Raw genomic sequence first — 15,784 nt, 5'->3', positions numbered from 1 at the left:
GGGAAGGATGCGCATATGTCGAGAGTAGCGATCGTGACGGGCGGGACACGCGGCATCGGCGAGGCGATCAGCCTGGCATTGCGCGACATGGGCTATACCGTGGCGGCCAATTATGGCGGCAATGATGCCAAGGCGCAGGCCTTTACCGAAGCCACCGGCATCGCAGCCTTCAAATGGGATGTGGGCGATCATCAGGCCTGCCTTGATGGCTGCGCGGCGGTCGCTGACGCACTTGGTCCGGTCGATATCGTCGTCAACAATGCGGGCATTACCCGCGACGGCGTGCTGGCCAAGATGAGCTTTGACGACTGGAACGAAGTCATGCGCATCAACCTGGGCGGTTGCTTCAACATGGCCAAGGCGACCTTTGGCGGGATGCGCGAACGTGGCTGGGGCCGGATCGTCAATATCGGGTCGATCAACGGCCAGGCGGGGCAATATGGCCAGGTCAATTATGCCGCCGCCAAATCGGGCATCCATGGCTTTACCAAGGCGCTGGCGCAGGAAGGCGCGAAGGTCGGCGTGACCGTCAACGCCATCGCGCCGGGCTATATCGACACCGACATGGTGGCCGCCGTCCCCGCGCCGGTGCTGGAAAAGATCGTCGCCAAGATACCCGTCGGGCGTCTTGGCCAGGCGCATGAAATCGCGCGCGGCGTCGCTTTTTTCTGTAGCGAAGATGGCGGCTTCGTGACCGGCAGCACGCTGTCGATCAACGGCGGCCAGCACATGTATTGATGTCGACGGGCGACGCCATGGACGGGCCGGATGGCCCCTTGGCGTCGCCCTTCGCCCCGCCGGTCAAGCGCAGCGTGACCATTGCGGGCCATCAGACCGCGATCAGCCTGGAACCCATTTTCTGGGACGCGCTGCGCGATCACGCCCAGCGTGACGGACTGCCGATCAACGCCCTCATCGCCCGCATCGACCTTGCCCGCATGGGCGCCCCCGATCCGCCCAATCTGGCCAGCGCCATCCGCTGCTGGCTCTTCACGCGGGCAGGTTGCGACAAAGATAATAATTATTCGCAATAGCGTTGACTCTGAGAAGGGTTCGCAATAGCAGCTTCTCCAACATCAAAGGGGATTTGCTGCATATGTCTAACTCACTGTCGCGTTCGTCTTTCCTTGCCCTCGGCTGCGTCGGCGCCATGGCCTTTGCGACCGGCGCCCATGCCCAGCAGGAAGCCCCTGCGCCCAAGCTGGGCGGCATGACCGTCACCGACACCGCGATTGATGAGCCGACCGTCAAGGTCGAGAAGGCGGAATCGCCCAAATATGTCCGCCCGCTGCTCGACACGCCGCAGACGATCACGGTGATCGGCAACCAGACGATCAGCAAGCAGAACCTGCTCACCCTGCGCGATGTGCTGTCCACCATTCCGGGCATCACCTTCGGCGCGGGCGAAGGCGGCGGTGGCTATGGCGACAGCATCAACCTGCGCGGTCAGAGCGCCAATACCGACATCAGCATCGACGGCGTCCGCGACAGCGCGCAATATAGCCGCACCGACCCCTTCAACATCGAACAGATCGAAGTCACCAACGGCTCCAACTCCGTGTTCGGCGGCTCCGGTTCGATCGGCGGCAATATCAACATCGTGACCAAGCGGCCCAAGGGCTATGACGAAACATTGGTCCAGGCAGGCGTCGGCACGTCCGACTATTATCGCGCGACCATCGACAGCAATGTCCGCGTCTCCGACTTCATCGCCGTTCGCCTCAACGCCATGTATCATGAAAATGACGTACCAGCCCGCGACGTCGATCGCTATGAGCGTTGGGGCGTCGCGCCGTCGGTCAAGTTCGGCGTGGACGGCCCGACCTCGCTGACGCTGCTTTATACGCATCAGGAGGACAAGAATACGCCACTCTATGGCGTCCCATATTACAAGAACGCGCTCTACGATGGCCCGCTGCCGGGCGCGATCTACAGCGGTTATTATGGCTATAAAAATCTGGATCGTCAGGATCAGACGATCGACCAGGCCACCGCCATCTTCGATCATCGCTTCAGCGACCTGCTGGCCGTCCGCAACCTGTCGCGCTGGCAGCGGGTCGAACAGAAATTGATCGTCAATCCGCCGCAGGGTGCCTTCTGCCTTGCCAATGGCCAGACCCCCACGGGCGTCGCCTGCGCGGCCGGGCAGGTCCCCGGCACCTATTATCCCAGCGGCCCGCGCGGCGGCTATCGCGACTCGGTCAATGACACGCTGTATAACCAGCTTGACCTGACCTTCACGATTCCCGGCGGCCACTCGCTGGTCCTTGGCACGTCGATGTTGCAGGAAGATTATGCGCTGGATAACGGCAACGTCCTGCGCAATGCGGGCGGCGCGCTGCCCAACCCGGTGCTGGACCCGATCAGCATCAGCAACCCCAACGCCATCTACACCGGCCCGGTCAACGCGATCCGCTCCGGCCATCAGGATGGCGACCTGTTCAACATCGCGGCCTATGCCTTCGCCGCGGTCAAGATCGTCGATCAGCTCGAACTCAACGGCGGTGTCCGCTACGAACATAACCGCGCCCGCTTCCGTTCCGACACGATCGCAACCCCGGCAACCGGCGGCGCCTACACCACCGGCGTATCGCAGAACGCGACCGACAATCTTTTCTCCTACCGCATCGGCCTGGTCTACAAGCCTGCGGAGAATGCCAGCCTCTATGTGGCCTACGGCAACAGCAAGAACCCCACGGCGACCAGCGTCCGGTCAGGCTGTGGATTGGCAGCAGCGGCCAACTTCAATGCCGATCCTTGCGAGGCCAAGCCCGAACAAGCGGTCAATTATGAGATCGGCGGCAAGATCGACCTGTTCGACGCGAAGCTGCAACTGACCGCTGCTCTCTTCCGCAATGAACGGACCAATTATCGCGTTACCAGCAACGACCCGTTCATCGGCACGCTGCCCGTCAATGACGGCAGGAACCGGGTTGATGGTATCACGCTGGGTGCGTCGGGCAATGTGACGGACGCTTGGTCGATATTCGCCAACTACACCTATCTCGACGGCAAGGTGATCCAGAGCATTTCCGATGCGTGCATTGCTAATCCGGGACCGCGCAGCGTAACCAGCGGCACGCCGCCAGTAACCACCATCACCAATCCATGCGGTAACAATGCCGCCGTACTCGATCCCCAAGCTGGGCAGGAACTGACCAACACGCCGAAGCATTCGGGTAGCCTATGGACGACCTACACGCTGCCATTTGGGCTGCAACTAGGATATGGCCTGACTTATCAAGGCAGCTTCCTGCTGAACAACCGCGCACTCGTGACGCCACTGATTCCGGGCAGCACAGCGATCGCTCCGACCTATCGCTCAAGCTCTTTTGTCACGCACCGCGCCATGCTGTCCTACCCGATCACGGAAAAGTTCAGCGCTCAGCTGAACGTCCAGAATTTCACCAACGAAAAATATTATACCAGCGTCCGCAACAATGGCTGGGCCAATCCCGGCGAAGGCCGCTCCTGGGTGCTGACCCTTGGCTACAAGCTGTAACCTGCAAATCCCTTTCCCCCGGCATTTGTCCCTTGCCGGGGGTAGCGGACGGGCGGCGATACACTCCATCCTCCTCGGGTCGCCGCCCGTCCCACCCGTAAGTAAATAACGCAATTGATTCGCATTATGGTTCGCGTTATCGAGGCGGTGATCGGATTTAGGGAAGGAAGGCGCTGCCATGCTCCATGCTGCAAGTCGGCCAGCCGACGATTTCCTGCCCGACCTGACGCATGACCATGTTCGTCCCTCCGTCATCGACATTGCCAGATCGCAGCCGGAACAGCCCGCACCCGGCCGCTACGCCGCGCGCTCACGCCCGAACATCCCCGTCATCGCAGCCATACTGATCCTGCATATCCTGCTGATCGGCGCGCTGATCCAGATCCGCAGCCATGTGCAGCGCGTGCAGGAGGCAAAGCTGACGGTGGTCAACCTCTCGCCACCCCCACCACCGCCATCCGCGCAAACCCCGCCACCGCCGCCCTCGACCCCCGAAATCGTCGCCCCGCCGCCGATCGTCCAGACGCCGGTGCCGCCGGTCCAGACCGTGCAGACGACGCCCGATCCGGTGCCGGTGCCGACCCCGCAACGCGCTGTCGTGGCGACGCCCACTCCGACGCCCGCCGCTGTGTCGCCAGCCCCGCCCAGCCTGATCCAGGGCGGAGACCTCAGCGCGCAGATGATCGCGGGCAAACCGCCGCGCTACCCCATCGAAAGCCGTCGCAAGCGGGAACAGGGGACGGTCGTGCTGACGCTGACGCTCGGCATCGATGGCGCGGTCGATAGCATCACCGTGTCGCAGAGCAGCGGCTTTGCCCGGCTGGACGAGGCGGCGCGCGACGCGGTGCGCAAATGGCGCTGGTCGCCGGTCGTCCGCAATGGTCAGCCGATGCGGGTCAAGGGCGTGGTCGAAATCCCCTTCGTCCTGCGCAGCGACGCGGCCTGAAACGCGGCGCCAATCATGCTCATTGCCATTCCCGACCTGATCGACGCTGCCGGTGTCGCCGCGATCCGCGCCCTGATCGACGGCGCGGAATGGGTGGACGGCAATGTTACATCCGGCCCGCAATCCGCGCTCGCCAAACGCAACCTGCAATTGCCGGAGGAGGCACAAGCCGCCAAACAGGCCGGGCAGATGGTGCTGGACGCGCTGGGCCGATCGCCCCTCTTCATCGCCGCCGCATTGCCGCTCAAGATATTCCCGCCTTTGTTCAACAGCTATGCGGGCGGGCAGGCCTTTGGCGTCCATGTCGATAATGCGGTGCGGATTCAGGCGGAGACGGGCTTCCGCGTCCGGTCCGACCTGTCGATCACCGTCTTTCTGGAGGAACCGGACGCTTATGATGGCGGCGAACTGACGATCGAAACCAATTTTGGGGTGCAAAGCGTCAAGCTGCCCGCGGGCCATGCGGTCCTCTACCCGTCATCCTCCCTCCACCGGGTCGAACCGGTGACGCGCGGGCGGCGGGTGGCGAGCTTCTTCTGGCTCCAGTCGATGATCCGCGACGATGCCGCCCGGCAGATCCTGTTCGACCTGGATCGCAGCGTGCAGGAACTGGGCGGTACGCTGGGGCAGGATCATGGCGAAGTCATCCGCCTGACCGGCATCTACCACAATCTGCTGCGCCGCTGGGCCGAAGGCTGACGTATGGAGTATAACGACTTTTGCTTGCATCACGTCCGTTCGTGCTGAGTAGGGACTGAGCGAAGCCGAAGGCCCGTATCGAAGCATCGCGTCCCATACGCTGTCCTTCGATACGCCATTTCGACAAGCTCAATGGCTACTCAGGACGAACGGGTCAGGGTGCAGTCATCAGGTCCTAATTGCCGTCGGCATCAACCGTGAACACCATCGGCTTGCCGCGCGATGCCGGTTCCCATCCCGCCAGCAAGGCGGCGCGAATACCCCTGGCGATGATCGCATCGTTGATCTGGAGCCGGCCCCGCTGCAAACCTTTGAGCAGACGCTTGGGCGGCGGAAATTCCAGCACCGCGCCGCGCTGGCAATCCTGCTGCGACAGGGCGACAGTCATGCCCTTCCAGCCTTCGGCATCACTCCATTGCGGCTCGCGCCGGAGTTCCCATTCATATATGTCCCCATCGACGGAGACGGTCCCGGCCAGATTTTGCATGAGGCTCGCATAGCAGCCTTGCGCCCGCACACCACCCCTTCATTCCAGCATCGCGGCCAGTGCGGGTGTCATATATTCCAGCGCGCCATCCCCCATGCGCAGCACCAGCCGGGCGGGCAGGGCGTGGCGAGTGGCCAGCGCCATGCCTTGGTCCGCCCCCATCACGGTGATCGCGGTCGCCCAGGCATCGGCCAGCATGGCGCGCTCATGCAGCACCGTCACAGACGCGACCCCCGCCGCGATCGGCGTGCCGCGCGCCGGATCTATGCTATGCGATAGCCTTGCTTCGCCATCTATACGGAAGCGGCGATAGTCGCCCGATGTCGCGACCGACAGGCCACATAATGCGATCCGCAGCACGGGAATGGCAAGGCCGGGGGGCGGCTCGACATCGACCCACCATGGCTGCATGTCGGGCTTCACCCCATCGCCACGTAATTCGCCGCCGATTTCGATCAGGAAGTTGGCGACACCCAGCCCGCGCAGCGCCGCTGCAACGGCATCGACCGCAAACCCCTTGGCAATGCCCGAAAAATCGAGCGCAACATTAGCGAGACGGCAGGCCTTGTCACCCTCCAGCGCAATCGCCTGCCATGGCGAACGGTCAAGCCGCGGCGCAGGGCAGGGCAGACTGGCAGGACCAAAGCCCCATTGATCGACCAGATGGCCAATCGCCGGATCGAACGCCCCGTTCGACAGCTGCGCTATCTCCAGCCCCGCGCGCAGCACGCTCAGCATATCCGGCGGCAGGGTCATCCATTCCCCTATGGGCGCGCGGTTGAAGCGGCTGATGGCGGACTGTGCCTCCCAATTGCTCATCTGGTCGATGATGCGGGCCAGCACATCCTCGATCACGGCGAGGCAATGCGCGGGCGGATCGACCAGATGCGCGGACCAATTGGTCCCCATGGTCGGCCCGCCCAGCGTCACGACCCGACCCGCCCGCGCCCGTCCGACAAACTGGTCGGGCGACAGGTCGGGCGGGATCGCGATGCGGATGGCGGCAGTCAGGGTGCCAGCACTTCCAATGTGCTGACATAGGCCGCGCGCCGCTGCGGCGGGCCAGCCAGGCGGGCAGGGCGCGGCGCGGGGGCTGCACCCGGTGCGCCTGCACCCGGACCACCGGGGCCACCGGGGCCGCCGCCTTCGCCGCCCTCACGACCGCCGCCGACACTGGCGTTCAGCCAGTACATGCCCGGCTGCGGCCAAGTGATGGCGACCTTGCCATCCTGATCGGCGACCAGGTCCATCTGGCCCAGCGCATCGCGATAACGGATGCCACCGGGAATGACGGTGACCTTCAGGCCCGACGCAGGCTTGCCGTCCAGCAGGAACTGGAAGGTCGCCGCTTCGCCCGATACCAGATCATTGGGGTGGGTCACCGGCACCAGCTCGATGCCCGATCCGGTCGGCTTGAATATGCCGGTGCTGGGCGCGCCCAGCGTCACGAAAATCTCGTTGCGGTTGGACGCTTCAGCCACCTGCACATCGGTCGCGCCTGCCGGGATCACGCTGGCCAGCTTGTCCTTGGTCGTGCCGCGCGGCAGCCTTTCCTGCTTGCCGTTCAGCATATAGCTCCCCATCACATTGGTCGTGGCGCTGCCGATACGGTAGGTGCCGGGCTGGGTCAGATGCACGTCGAAGGTGGAGCGATATTTGCCGGTCGCGGCATTTTCGATCTTGCCTGTGCTGCCGTCCGGCTGGGTCACGACGATGCCGTCCGTCCGCATCGGCACATGCTCGAAATAGAAAAGGTCGTTGGACACGGCCGCATCGACCGTGATCCAGCTTTCGGTGCCGGACAGGGTGGTGGAGGATGGCATCATCCACTGGCGGTGCGCCTGCGCGGTGGCGGGCAGCATCAGGGCGGCCAAGGCGCCCGCGATCATCAGTCTGGCTTTCATCATCCTATCCCCTTATTTGCTGAAATTCAGGGCGACGGCGCCCAATTCTGCACTGCCCTGCGCCTTGACGCTCGCGCCGGGCTTGGGCGGCCAGGCGAAGGGCAGACGGACGACCTCACGGCCACCGACTTCGCGCGCAGCCTCCACGATCAGCGTGTAATTGCCGGGGCTGAGCGCGCCGAGCGGCCCTTTGCCAGCCACGAAGGCAATCTTGTTGTCACCCGGTGCGCGGGTCGCGCCAGTCACGCCATCGGCCGGAAAGCTCATCGTCCGGCCCGATGCGCGCCACCATTGCCGCACGTCGCGCAGCCATTTGGTGCCTTCGCCCTTCTTCATGTCATAATCATACCAGACCGAAAGGGTGCGCGGGGTCGCCCCCTCCTTCTCGACCCAGATCGCCACATAGGGGCGGTGATATTCGGCGACCGACAGGCGCGGGATGCCGACCGTCAGGTTGAGCGTCTGCGCGGCGGCGGGTGCCGCCATCGTCCCCAGCGCGGCGGTGCCGGTCAGCAGCAGGCGATAGCTGATCTGCATGGAAAATTCCCCTTAATGGATGAAGATGATGGCCAGCACCGCTGGCAGGGCCAGGCCGATGACGACCAGTGGCCAGGTGCTGGGGCGCTTCTTGGCGTGCAACTGGAGCAGCAGCAGCCCGGTCAGCGCGAACAGGAAACAGGCGACCGAGAAAATGTCGATAAACCACTTCCACACCGTGCCGGTATTGCGGCCCTTGTGCAGATCGTTGAGGTAGCTGACCCAGCCCCGGCTGGTCGCCTCGCTGGTCACCGCGCCGTCATTCCGGTCGATCGAGACCCAGCCATCGCCGCCGGGACGGGGCAGGGCCAGATAGATTTCGTCAGCAGTCCATTCCGCCTCTCCCGTCCCCCGCTGGCCGACCGCCTTTTCAACCCAGGCCGCGACGGGCGCAGGCAGCGGCTTTTTGGCGTCGGGCGCATCGTCTGGGGCGACCAGCCTGCGCAGGTCGGCGGGCAGGATCGCGCTCTTCTCGATCGTCCGGGGCGATCCTTCGACATCGGCGGCATGGTTGAGCGTAATGCCGGTGAAGGCGAACAGCAGCAGGCCGATCAGGCTGACGGCCGAGCTGATCCAGTGCCAGCTATGCAGCTGTTTGAGCCAGAAGGATTTGGCGCTCTTTTTCTTCTGCTGCTGAATGCGGGCGGTTCCGTGCATCGGAAGGGGGACTGGTCCTGCGAGAATGGGTGTCGATCGCATACCGCGAACGATTCGCAATTGCAAACGAGTCGCAGGAAGAAATTTGTATCAAAATGTATAGGTCGGCAAAGGACCGGTCAGTCGTCGCTGTTCGGCTCCGCCAGCGCGATGTCCATGTCCGCCAATGCCAGCCGCAGCAGCTCCGCCATGGTCGCGCGCGCCGCTGCCGTGTCACGCGCGGCAATTGCCTGAAATACGGCGCGATGATCGGGCAGGGGATCGCGTGGCAACAGCTTCTTGCGATGCTTGAAGGTGGTCGTCCAGCTGACCGCCGCGCCGACCGAACTGGCCAGCGCTTCCAGCGCGTCGTTGCGGGTCGCGGCCAGGATCATATTGTGAAAACGCTGGTCGGCGGCGCGGCCTTCGGGGGTGGAAAGCCCATAGCGCCCCATTTCGGCGAGCGCTGCCTCCATTACCGCCAGTTGCTCGTCGGTACGGCGGCGCGCGGCAAATTCCGCTGCGGCCGGTTCGATCACGCCGCGCAGCTCGAACAGGTCGCGGATGAAATTGGCGTCCGGCTCCCCCGCAAACATCCAGGCGAGCATTTCGGGGTCCAGCACGTTCCAGCGATTGCGCGGCAGGACGCGGGTGCCGGCCTTGGGGCGACTTTCCAGCATCCCCTTGGCGATCAGGATACGCACCGCCTCGCGATAGGCAGTACGCGATACGCCCAGGCGGTCGGATGCCTCAATCTCGCCCTCGAACAATTCGCCGGGCTGGTGACGGCCGGTCAGGATAGCGGTGCCCAGATCGCGCGCGATCGTCTGGTGGATGCGCAGCCCGCTCTCTTCCGATCCGACCTTGCGCTCGCTAGCCACTATTCCCGCTCCCGTTTCAGTCCTCGAATATAGCCGTAGGGCAATGCCGCCCGCAAAGGAAGGCATCTGCTACCAGCCGGAGCGGCGCAGTGTCGGCGTCGATCGCGCGGGCCGCGACCAGATCGACGAAACGGCGATACATGGCCGGATATTCCTCGTCCGGTGCTTTCAGTTGCACTTCGCCGTCCAGCCGCAAAGTGTTGCCGCCTTCGGACAGGAGCAGCGCGCCATTGTCGGTATCGACCGCAATGTCCCATGTCTGCGGCCCGGTCTGCCGCCAGTCGAACACGGTATCGATCGGTGCGCCCGACGCCGTCGCCATCGCCAGGGTCGCGCCGATCGGGGCGTCCTTGTTGGACGGCACTTCCAGATTGGCCGATAGCAGGGTGACGGGTTCCGGCACGATTTCGGTCAGGATCGAGAGCGCATTGATACCCGGATCGAACACGCCGAAGCCGCCCGCTTCCCATATCCACGGCTGGCCGGGATGCCAGTGGCGGACATCCTCGCGCCACTGGATAGAGATACGCTCTATCCTGCGCTGCGCGATCCACCCCTTTGCCTGCGCCACGGCGGCGGCATAGCGGCTGTGCCAGCTGGCGTAGAGGGTGACATTCTGCGCCTTGGCCAGCGCGATCAGCGCCTCCACTTCGGACACGGTGGCGCCCGGCGGCTTTTCCAGAAACACATGCTTGCCCGCCAGCAACGCCTGTCGCGCCGCATGATAGCGGGCCTGGGGCGGCTGGCACAGGATGACGGCGTCTAGGTCCGGCTCACCCGTCAGCATCGCGCCGAGGTCGGGGTAATTATTCACCCCGTCCCCCTGCGCGTTGCGGCTGGCGATAGCGACCAGATCGATGCCGTCCGTCCTGGCCATCGCGGGCAGATGCTGGTCGCGCGCGATTTTACCCAGCCCTACCAGACCTGCCCTGATGCTCATGCCGCGACCACCAGCTTGCCGTCGATCCGGCGATTGAGGCCGAGCGGATTGGACGCCTGCAACGCGGCGGGCAGCAGCGCGTCCGGCACGTCCTGATAGCAGACGGGCCGCAGGAAGCGCATCATCGCCAGCGTGCCGACTGATGTCGAACGGCCATCGGCGGTCGAGGGGAAGGGACCGCCATGCACCATGGCATGGGTCACTTCGACGCCGGTGGGCCAGCCATTGGTCAGGATACGCCCAACCTTGCGAGACAGCACGGGCAGCAGCCTGGCAGCGTCTGCGCTGTCCGCGTCGGTCAGTTGCAGCGTCGCGGTCAGCTGGCCTTCCAGGCCCGCGATGGTGGCGATCACTTCCTCGATGCTGCTGCACCGGATCAGGACGGACGATGATCCGAACACTTCTTCCGCCAGCAGCGGATTGGCACCGAAGGTCGCCGAATCGGTTGCGAAGAAAGCGGCCTTGCCGCGATTGCAGCCCTCTGCCTCCGTACCGCGCGCGATAGTGGTGACGCCGTCTGCGCCCTCCAGAGCCGCGACGCCCTTTTCATAGGCTTCGTGGATGCCGGGCGTCAGCATGACCTGCGGCGCTGCGCCGGACAGGGCTTCCGCCGCTGCCGCCACGAACGTGTCGAGGTCTGGCCCGTCGAGCGCGATGACCAGACCGGGGTTGGTGCAGAACTGCCCCGACCCCATGGTCAGCGACCCGACAAACGCTGCGCCCATGGCAGCGGCGCGGTCGGCCAGCGCGCCGGGCAGCAGGACGACCGGGTTGATCGATGACATTTCAGCATAGACGGGGATAGGTTCGGCCCGGTCGGCGGCGATCTTCATCAACGCGACGCCACCGCCGCGCGATCCGGTAAAGCCCACCGCCTTGACGCGCGGATCGGCGACCAGCGCGCCGCCCAGTGCGCGGTTGGCACCGGGCAGGTAGGAAAACACGCCTTCATGCAGGCCGCACGCCTTGACCGCTGCCTGGATGGCGCGGGCGACCAGCTCGCCGGTGCCGGGATGGGCGCTATGGCCCTTGACGATGACGGGCGAACCGGCAGCGAAGGCCGACGCGGTGTCACCACCCGCGACTGAGAAGGCGAGCGGGAAGTTGGACGCGCCGAACACGGCAACCGGGCCGACCGAATGGTTGACGCGGCGCAGGTCCGCGCGGGGCAGCGGCGCACGGTCGGGCAGGGCAGGGTCGATCGTGGCATCAAGCCAGTCACCGAGCCGGACATAGCTGGCGAACAGGCGCAGCTGACCGACGGTGCGGCCACGCTCGCCCTCCAGCCGCGCACGCGGCAGGCCGGATTCGGCCATGGCGGTTTCGATCAGCAGGTCGCCGATGGCGATGATATTGTCGGCAACGGTTTCCAGGAAAGTAGCGCGGGCGTCGGGCGTCAGCGTCGAAAAACTGTCAAACGCTGCGTCGGCCAGCGCTGCGGCCTCCGCGACCTCGGCGGGCATGGCGCTGGAAAAGGCGACGTTGCCCTTTTCGCCGGTCGCCGGGTGGATGGCGTAAAAAGGATCGCCGCCTTGGCGCTCGCTTGCGCCGATGAGAATGGCTCCGTTGAATATGGCTTCGCTGGACATGGACGTCTCCTGAAAATGACCGGACTGCTGGCTAGCCGATCGGGCGCGGACGCGCTGATCGTTTTCCGGCACAAGTGATGCAAAATCGGCAATGACGGGGAGCCGCGAAGATGGTTCGCTGTCCCCCGTCGTTCAATGCGCGTCGTTAATGATTGTCGCGCGGCAGGCCCATGGTCTGGGCAATACGCTGATATTTCTCCGCCCCTTCCAGGATCGCGCCCGTGTCCATCTGACCCACGACCGAGCGCTGGATTTCCTGCCAGGGAGTTTGCGAGGCCGGATATTGATACCCGCCCGCCGCCACCAGCGCGGCACGCCGTGCTTCCAGCTCCTCCTCGGAAATCAGCACGTTCACGGTGCCGGTATTGAGGTCCATCCGCACCCGGTCCCCGGTTTCCAGCAGCGCGAGGCCACCCATCGCCGCCGCTTCGGGCGAGGCGTTCAGGATCGATGGGCTGCCCGATGTGCCGGACTGGCGCCCATCGCCAATGCAGGGCAGGGCGGACACGCCTTCGGTAATCAGATAAGCAGGCGGGCGCATGTTGACGACTTCTGCGGCACCGGGATAGCCGATCGGCCCCGCGCCGCGCATGAACAGCAGGGTCTGGTCGGTGATGCCGACCGATGGATCATCGATGCGGTGGTGATAATCCTCCGGCCCGTCGAACACGACCGCCGGGCCTTCAAAGGCGTTGGGATCGTCGGGGTTGGACAAATAGCGGTCGCGGAATTCGGCGCTGATGACGCTGGTTTTCATGACGGCGGCGTCGAACAGATTGCCCGACAGCACCAAGAAGCCCGCATCCTCGACCAGCGGCTGGTCGAACGGACGGATGACTTTCTCATCCTCAATCTCCACGCCCCGGCAATTGTCGCCCATGGTCCTGCCATTGACGGTCATCGCGCCTTCATGGATCAACCCCTGCGCGATCAGTTGCGCCACCACGGCAGGGACGCCACCGGCGCGATAATAATCCTCGCCCAGATATTCGCCCGCGGGCTGGAGGTTGACGAGCAGCGGGATCTTGTGACCCACCGTCTCCCAATCCTTGAGCGGCAGGTCGACACCGATATGGCGGGCGATCGCGGCCAGATGGATGGGCGCATTGGTCGATCCGCCAATCGCCGAATTGACCATGATCGCATTGTGGAAAGCATCCTTCGTCAGAATGTCGGAGGGCTTGAGATCCTCATGCACCATCTCGACGATGCGCTTGCCAGTCAGATAGGCGACCTCCTGCCGATCGCGATAGGGGGCGGGGATCGCCGCCGATCCGGGCAGCATCATGCCCAGCGCTTCGGCCAGGCTGTTCATGGTCGATGCCGTACCCATCGTGTTGCAATAACCGGTGGAGGGAGCCGACGACGCCACCAGCTTGATGAAGCCTTCATCGTCAATCTTGCCCGCGGCCAGCAACTGGCGCGCCTTCCACACGATGGTGCCGGACCCGGTCCGCTCGCCCTTGTGCCAGCCATTGAGCATCGGGCCGACCGACAAAGCGATGGCGGGGATGTTGACGGTCGCCGCCGCCATCAGCAGAGCAGGCGTGGTCTTGTCGCAACCGGTGGTCAGGATCACGCCGTCGAGCGGATAGCCATAGATCGCCTCGACCAGCCCCAGATAGGCCAGGTTCCGGTCAAGCCCCGCAGTGGGGCGTTTGCCGGTTTCCTGAATCGGGTGGACCGGAAATTCCAGCGCGATGCCGCCCATTTCGCGGATGCCATCACGCATCCGCTCCGCCAGCACCATATGATGGCGGTTGCAGGGCGAAAGGTCGCTGCCGGTTTGGGCGATGCCGATGATCGGCTTGCCGCTGCGCAGTTCGTCCAGGCTGAGGCCGAAATTCAGATAGCGTTCCAGATAGAGCGCGGTCATATCGATATTGTCTGGGTTGTCGAACCAGGCGCGGCTGCGCAGCTTGGGGGCGGGCTTGGACGAATCGCTCATTGGGGCATCCTGACGCTTGAAAATCCGTGGCACGTTGACGCGCTTGGCCTGCTGATATACTCATACAAATAGAAATTCAAGAAGCCGTATCGAGGACTTGTGAAGCGTATCGAGATTTTTGCGAAAGCCGATCGGCGATGAGCGGCTACACGGTCATCGGCGACTGGGGGACCAGCAATTTGCGCCTGTTCCGGGTCGAGGACGGGCAGATCGTCGCACGCCGCGACGGGCCGGGCATCGGCGCTGTCGGACGGGCGGCCGAAGCCGCTTTTGCCGATACGGTAGCGCCCTGGCTGGTCGACGGGACACCGTTGTCCATCACCCTGTGCGGCATGGTCGGCGCGCGCGACGGCTGGGTCGAGGCACCCTATGCCGATTGCCCGGCGGACGCCGAAAGCTGGCGCGCAGCCGCCATAGGCTTCGACTGGCGCGGCGCGCCGATCGCGATCATGGCGGGGCTGGCCTGCACCGGCGCGGACGGCATTCCCGACGTGATGCGTGGCGAGGAAACGCAGATTTTCGGCGCCTGCGTGCGCAATCCGGCACTGGCGCAGGGCCGCCGCCTGATCGTGCTGCCCGGCACCCACAGCAAATGGGCGCTGGTTCAGGATGGCCGGGTTCTGGCGTTCCGCACCGTGCCGACCGGTGAGTTGTTCGCCCTGCTGCGGGATCGATCGACGCTGGGGCCAAAGGATGCGGTGGGCGATGCCGCGCAGGAAGCGGCCGGCTTTGCCGAAGGGCTGGCGTGCGCAGGCGAGGGCGCTGTGCTGGCCCGGTTGTTCGCTGCACGGGCGATGCGGCTGCGCGCCGGGCGATCGGCCGACTGGGCGCTGGGCTATCTGTCCGGGCTGCTGATCGGTGGCGAGATTGCCGAGGCCCGCGCACTGTTGCAGGCGGAGGATGGCGTGACGCTGATCGGCGACGCGCGGCTGGCGGATCGCTATGCCCGCGCACTGGCGGCGCAGGGCGTTGAGTCGCAGCGTCTGGACGGCGACGCCTGCGCGCTGGCCGGGCTGGGCTATGGTGGAGAGATGACACTATGACGATGGACGAACTGCTGGCCGATGGCGCGCCGCCGATCGCCGCCATCCTGCGCGGCATCCGCCCGGACGAGGCGCTGGACGTCGCCGCCGCGCTGGTCGAGGCGGGCATCCGCATCCTTGAAGTCCCGTTCAACTCGCCCGACCCGCTGGCCAGCATTGGCGCGATGCAACAGGCCTTTGGCGACCGCGCGATCATCGGCGGCGGCACGGTGCTGAGCGTCGAGGCGGTCGAGCAACTGCATGGCGTGGGCGGACGGATCATGGTGACGCCCAACACCAACCCCGCCGTCATCGCGCGCGGCGCGGAACTGGGTCTTGAGCTGCTGCCCGGTTTCATGACCCCCAGTGAAGCCTTTGCCGCCATCGCCGCCGGCGCGCGCCGGATCAAACTCTTCCCCGCCGCCCGGCTTGGCCCGGCCTATGTGAAGGCGGTCAAGGATGTGCTGCCCAGGCATGTCGGCGTCTGGGCCGTCGGCGGCACCGGCGCGGACACGATCGGTGAATGGCTGGCGGGCGGATGCGAAGGCATTGGCGTGGGCGGCGCGCTCTATCGCCCCGGTGACGACGCGGCGCTGGTGGGGACACGCGGGCGCGAACTGGTCGCGGCCTGGAAAGCGACGCGCTGACAGCTTGGACGATTTGTCCCGATCGTCCTGCTTGAAACGATGCAGG

The 15,784-nt window shown here is 64.9% G+C and carries 16 protein-coding genes; 7 read left to right on the top strand and 9 right to left on the bottom strand.

Annotation, left to right across the window (positions count from 1 at the left end):
- The first annotated feature begins 15 nt into the window (after positions 1-15).
- The 5 genes from phbB to ACODR8_RS05730 all read left to right on the top strand — a co-directional run bounded on the left by phbB (position 16) and on the right by ACODR8_RS05730 (position 5,147).
- Complete coding sequence (gene phbB, locus ACODR8_RS05750; protein WP_489006349.1) at positions 16-738, top strand: acetoacetyl-CoA reductase; 723 nt, start codon at positions 16-18, stop codon at positions 736-738.
- A complete protein-coding gene (locus ACODR8_RS05745; protein WP_294132650.1) occupies positions 738-1,034 on the top strand; it encodes a ribbon-helix-helix domain-containing protein in 297 nt (98 codons plus the stop codon). Before phbB ends, ACODR8_RS05745 begins: the two co-directional genes overlap by 1 nt.
- 62 nt (positions 1,035-1,096) lie before the next feature.
- Positions 1,097-3,502: a TonB-dependent receptor gene (locus tag ACODR8_RS05740; protein WP_489006348.1), complete on the top strand. Its 2,406-nt coding sequence runs from the start codon at positions 1,097-1,099 to the stop codon at positions 3,500-3,502.
- 178 nt (positions 3,503-3,680) lie between these two features.
- Positions 3,681-4,448, top strand: coding sequence for an energy transducer TonB (locus ACODR8_RS05735; RefSeq protein WP_489006347.1), 768 nt, complete (start codon positions 3,681-3,683; stop codon positions 4,446-4,448).
- Between the two features lie 15 nt (positions 4,449-4,463).
- Complete coding sequence (locus ACODR8_RS05730) at positions 4,464-5,147, top strand: Fe2+-dependent dioxygenase (RefSeq protein ID WP_489006346.1); 684 nt, start codon at positions 4,464-4,466, stop codon at positions 5,145-5,147.
- 175 nt (positions 5,148-5,322) lie between these two features.
- On the opposite strand, the gene ACODR8_RS05725 is transcribed toward ACODR8_RS05730, so the two are convergent.
- The 9 genes from ACODR8_RS05725 to ACODR8_RS05685 form a co-directional block, all read right to left on the bottom strand.
- Positions 5,323-5,634 carry a hypothetical protein gene (locus ACODR8_RS05725; RefSeq protein WP_119745735.1) on the bottom strand — a complete coding sequence of 104 codons (312 nt, stop codon included), beginning with the start codon at positions 5,632-5,634 and terminating at the stop codon, positions 5,323-5,325.
- Between the two features lie 39 nt (positions 5,635-5,673).
- On the bottom strand, positions 5,674-6,543 hold the full coding sequence (locus ACODR8_RS05720; RefSeq protein ID WP_489006345.1) for an FAD:protein FMN transferase: 870 nt from the start codon (positions 6,541-6,543) through the stop codon (positions 5,674-5,676).
- A 98-nt stretch (positions 6,544-6,641) separates the two neighbouring features.
- Positions 6,642-7,538, bottom strand: coding sequence for a DUF4198 domain-containing protein (locus ACODR8_RS05715; RefSeq protein WP_489006490.1), 897 nt, complete (start codon positions 7,536-7,538; stop codon positions 6,642-6,644).
- Between the two features lie 12 nt (positions 7,539-7,550).
- A complete protein-coding gene (locus ACODR8_RS05710) occupies positions 7,551-8,075 on the bottom strand; it encodes a DUF2271 domain-containing protein (RefSeq protein WP_489006344.1) in 525 nt (174 codons plus the stop codon).
- A gap of 12 nt (positions 8,076-8,087) precedes the next feature.
- On the bottom strand, positions 8,088-8,732 hold the full coding sequence (locus tag ACODR8_RS05705) for a PepSY-associated TM helix domain-containing protein (RefSeq protein WP_489006343.1): 645 nt from the start codon (positions 8,730-8,732) through the stop codon (positions 8,088-8,090).
- Positions 8,733-8,851: 119 nt separating this feature from the next.
- The gene (locus ACODR8_RS05700; protein WP_489006342.1) at positions 8,852-9,592 is read right to left on the bottom strand and encodes a FadR/GntR family transcriptional regulator; all 741 of its coding nucleotides are present in this window, start codon (positions 9,590-9,592) and stop codon (positions 8,852-8,854) included.
- Between the two features lie 16 nt (positions 9,593-9,608).
- The gene (locus ACODR8_RS05695) at positions 9,609-10,532 is read right to left on the bottom strand and encodes a Gfo/Idh/MocA family protein (protein WP_489006341.1); all 924 of its coding nucleotides are present in this window, start codon (positions 10,530-10,532) and stop codon (positions 9,609-9,611) included.
- On the bottom strand, positions 10,529-12,106 hold the full coding sequence (locus ACODR8_RS05690; RefSeq protein ID WP_489006489.1) for an aldehyde dehydrogenase (NADP(+)): 1,578 nt from the start codon (positions 12,104-12,106) through the stop codon (positions 10,529-10,531). Before ACODR8_RS05690 ends, ACODR8_RS05695 begins: the two co-directional genes overlap by 4 nt.
- Positions 12,107-12,266: 160 nt before the next feature.
- Complete coding sequence (locus ACODR8_RS05685) at positions 12,267-14,069, bottom strand: IlvD/Edd family dehydratase (protein ID WP_489006340.1); 1,803 nt, start codon at positions 14,067-14,069, stop codon at positions 12,267-12,269.
- Positions 14,070-14,206: 137 nt separating this feature from the next.
- On the opposite strand from ACODR8_RS05685, the gene ACODR8_RS05680 reads away from it, so the two are divergent.
- Together ACODR8_RS05680 and ACODR8_RS05675 are read left to right on the top strand one after the other, a co-directional pair.
- A complete protein-coding gene (locus tag ACODR8_RS05680; protein WP_489006339.1) occupies positions 14,207-15,112 on the top strand; it encodes a 2-dehydro-3-deoxygalactonokinase in 906 nt (301 codons plus the stop codon).
- Positions 15,109-15,738: a 2-dehydro-3-deoxy-6-phosphogalactonate aldolase gene (locus ACODR8_RS05675; protein ID WP_489006338.1), complete on the top strand. Its 630-nt coding sequence runs from the start codon at positions 15,109-15,111 to the stop codon at positions 15,736-15,738. The genes ACODR8_RS05680 and ACODR8_RS05675 overlap by 4 nt, the downstream gene beginning before the upstream one ends.
- Positions 15,739-15,784 lie beyond the last annotated feature (46 nt).

The organism is Sphingobium sp. FG58, assembly GCF_057809055.1.
Note: the sequence above shows the minus strand (reverse complement) of the source record. Positions and strands in the feature narration are given on the sequence as shown.

Excerpts from the sequence above, each read along its gene's own strand:
- ACODR8_RS05740 (WP_489006348.1), top strand. The coding sequence starts at position 1,097 with ATGTCTAACTCACTGTCGCGTTCGTCTTTCCTTGCCCTCGGCTGCGTC.
- ACODR8_RS05745 (WP_294132650.1), top strand. The coding sequence starts at position 738 with ATGTCGACGGGCGACGCCATGGACGGGCCGGATGGCCCCTTGGCGTCG.
- ACODR8_RS05680 (WP_489006339.1), top strand. The coding sequence starts at position 14,207 with ATGAGCGGCTACACGGTCATCGGCGACTGGGGGACCAGCAATTTGCGC.
- ACODR8_RS05715 (WP_489006490.1), bottom strand. The coding sequence starts at position 7,538 with ATGAAAGCCAGACTGATGATCGCGGGCGCCTTGGCCGCCCTGATGCTG.
- ACODR8_RS05730 (WP_489006346.1), top strand. The coding sequence starts at position 4,464 with ATGCTCATTGCCATTCCCGACCTGATCGACGCTGCCGGTGTCGCCGCG.
- ACODR8_RS05735 (WP_489006347.1), top strand. The coding sequence starts at position 3,681 with ATGCTCCATGCTGCAAGTCGGCCAGCCGACGATTTCCTGCCCGACCTG.
- ACODR8_RS05695 (WP_489006341.1), bottom strand. The coding sequence starts at position 10,532 with ATGAGCATCAGGGCAGGTCTGGTAGGGCTGGGTAAAATCGCGCGCGAC.
- ACODR8_RS05725 (WP_119745735.1), bottom strand. The coding sequence starts at position 5,634 with ATGCAAAATCTGGCCGGGACCGTCTCCGTCGATGGGGACATATATGAA.
- ACODR8_RS05720 (WP_489006345.1), bottom strand. The coding sequence starts at position 6,543 with ATGGGGACCAATTGGTCCGCGCATCTGGTCGATCCGCCCGCGCATTGC.
- ACODR8_RS05705 (WP_489006343.1), bottom strand. The coding sequence starts at position 8,732 with ATGCACGGAACCGCCCGCATTCAGCAGCAGAAGAAAAAGAGCGCCAAA.
- phbB (WP_489006349.1), top strand. The coding sequence starts at position 16 with ATGTCGAGAGTAGCGATCGTGACGGGCGGGACACGCGGCATCGGCGAG.
- ACODR8_RS05675 (WP_489006338.1), top strand. The coding sequence starts at position 15,109 with ATGACGATGGACGAACTGCTGGCCGATGGCGCGCCGCCGATCGCCGCC.
- ACODR8_RS05710 (WP_489006344.1), bottom strand. The coding sequence starts at position 8,075 with ATGCAGATCAGCTATCGCCTGCTGCTGACCGGCACCGCCGCGCTGGGG.
- ACODR8_RS05685 (WP_489006340.1), bottom strand. The coding sequence starts at position 14,069 with ATGAGCGATTCGTCCAAGCCCGCCCCCAAGCTGCGCAGCCGCGCCTGG.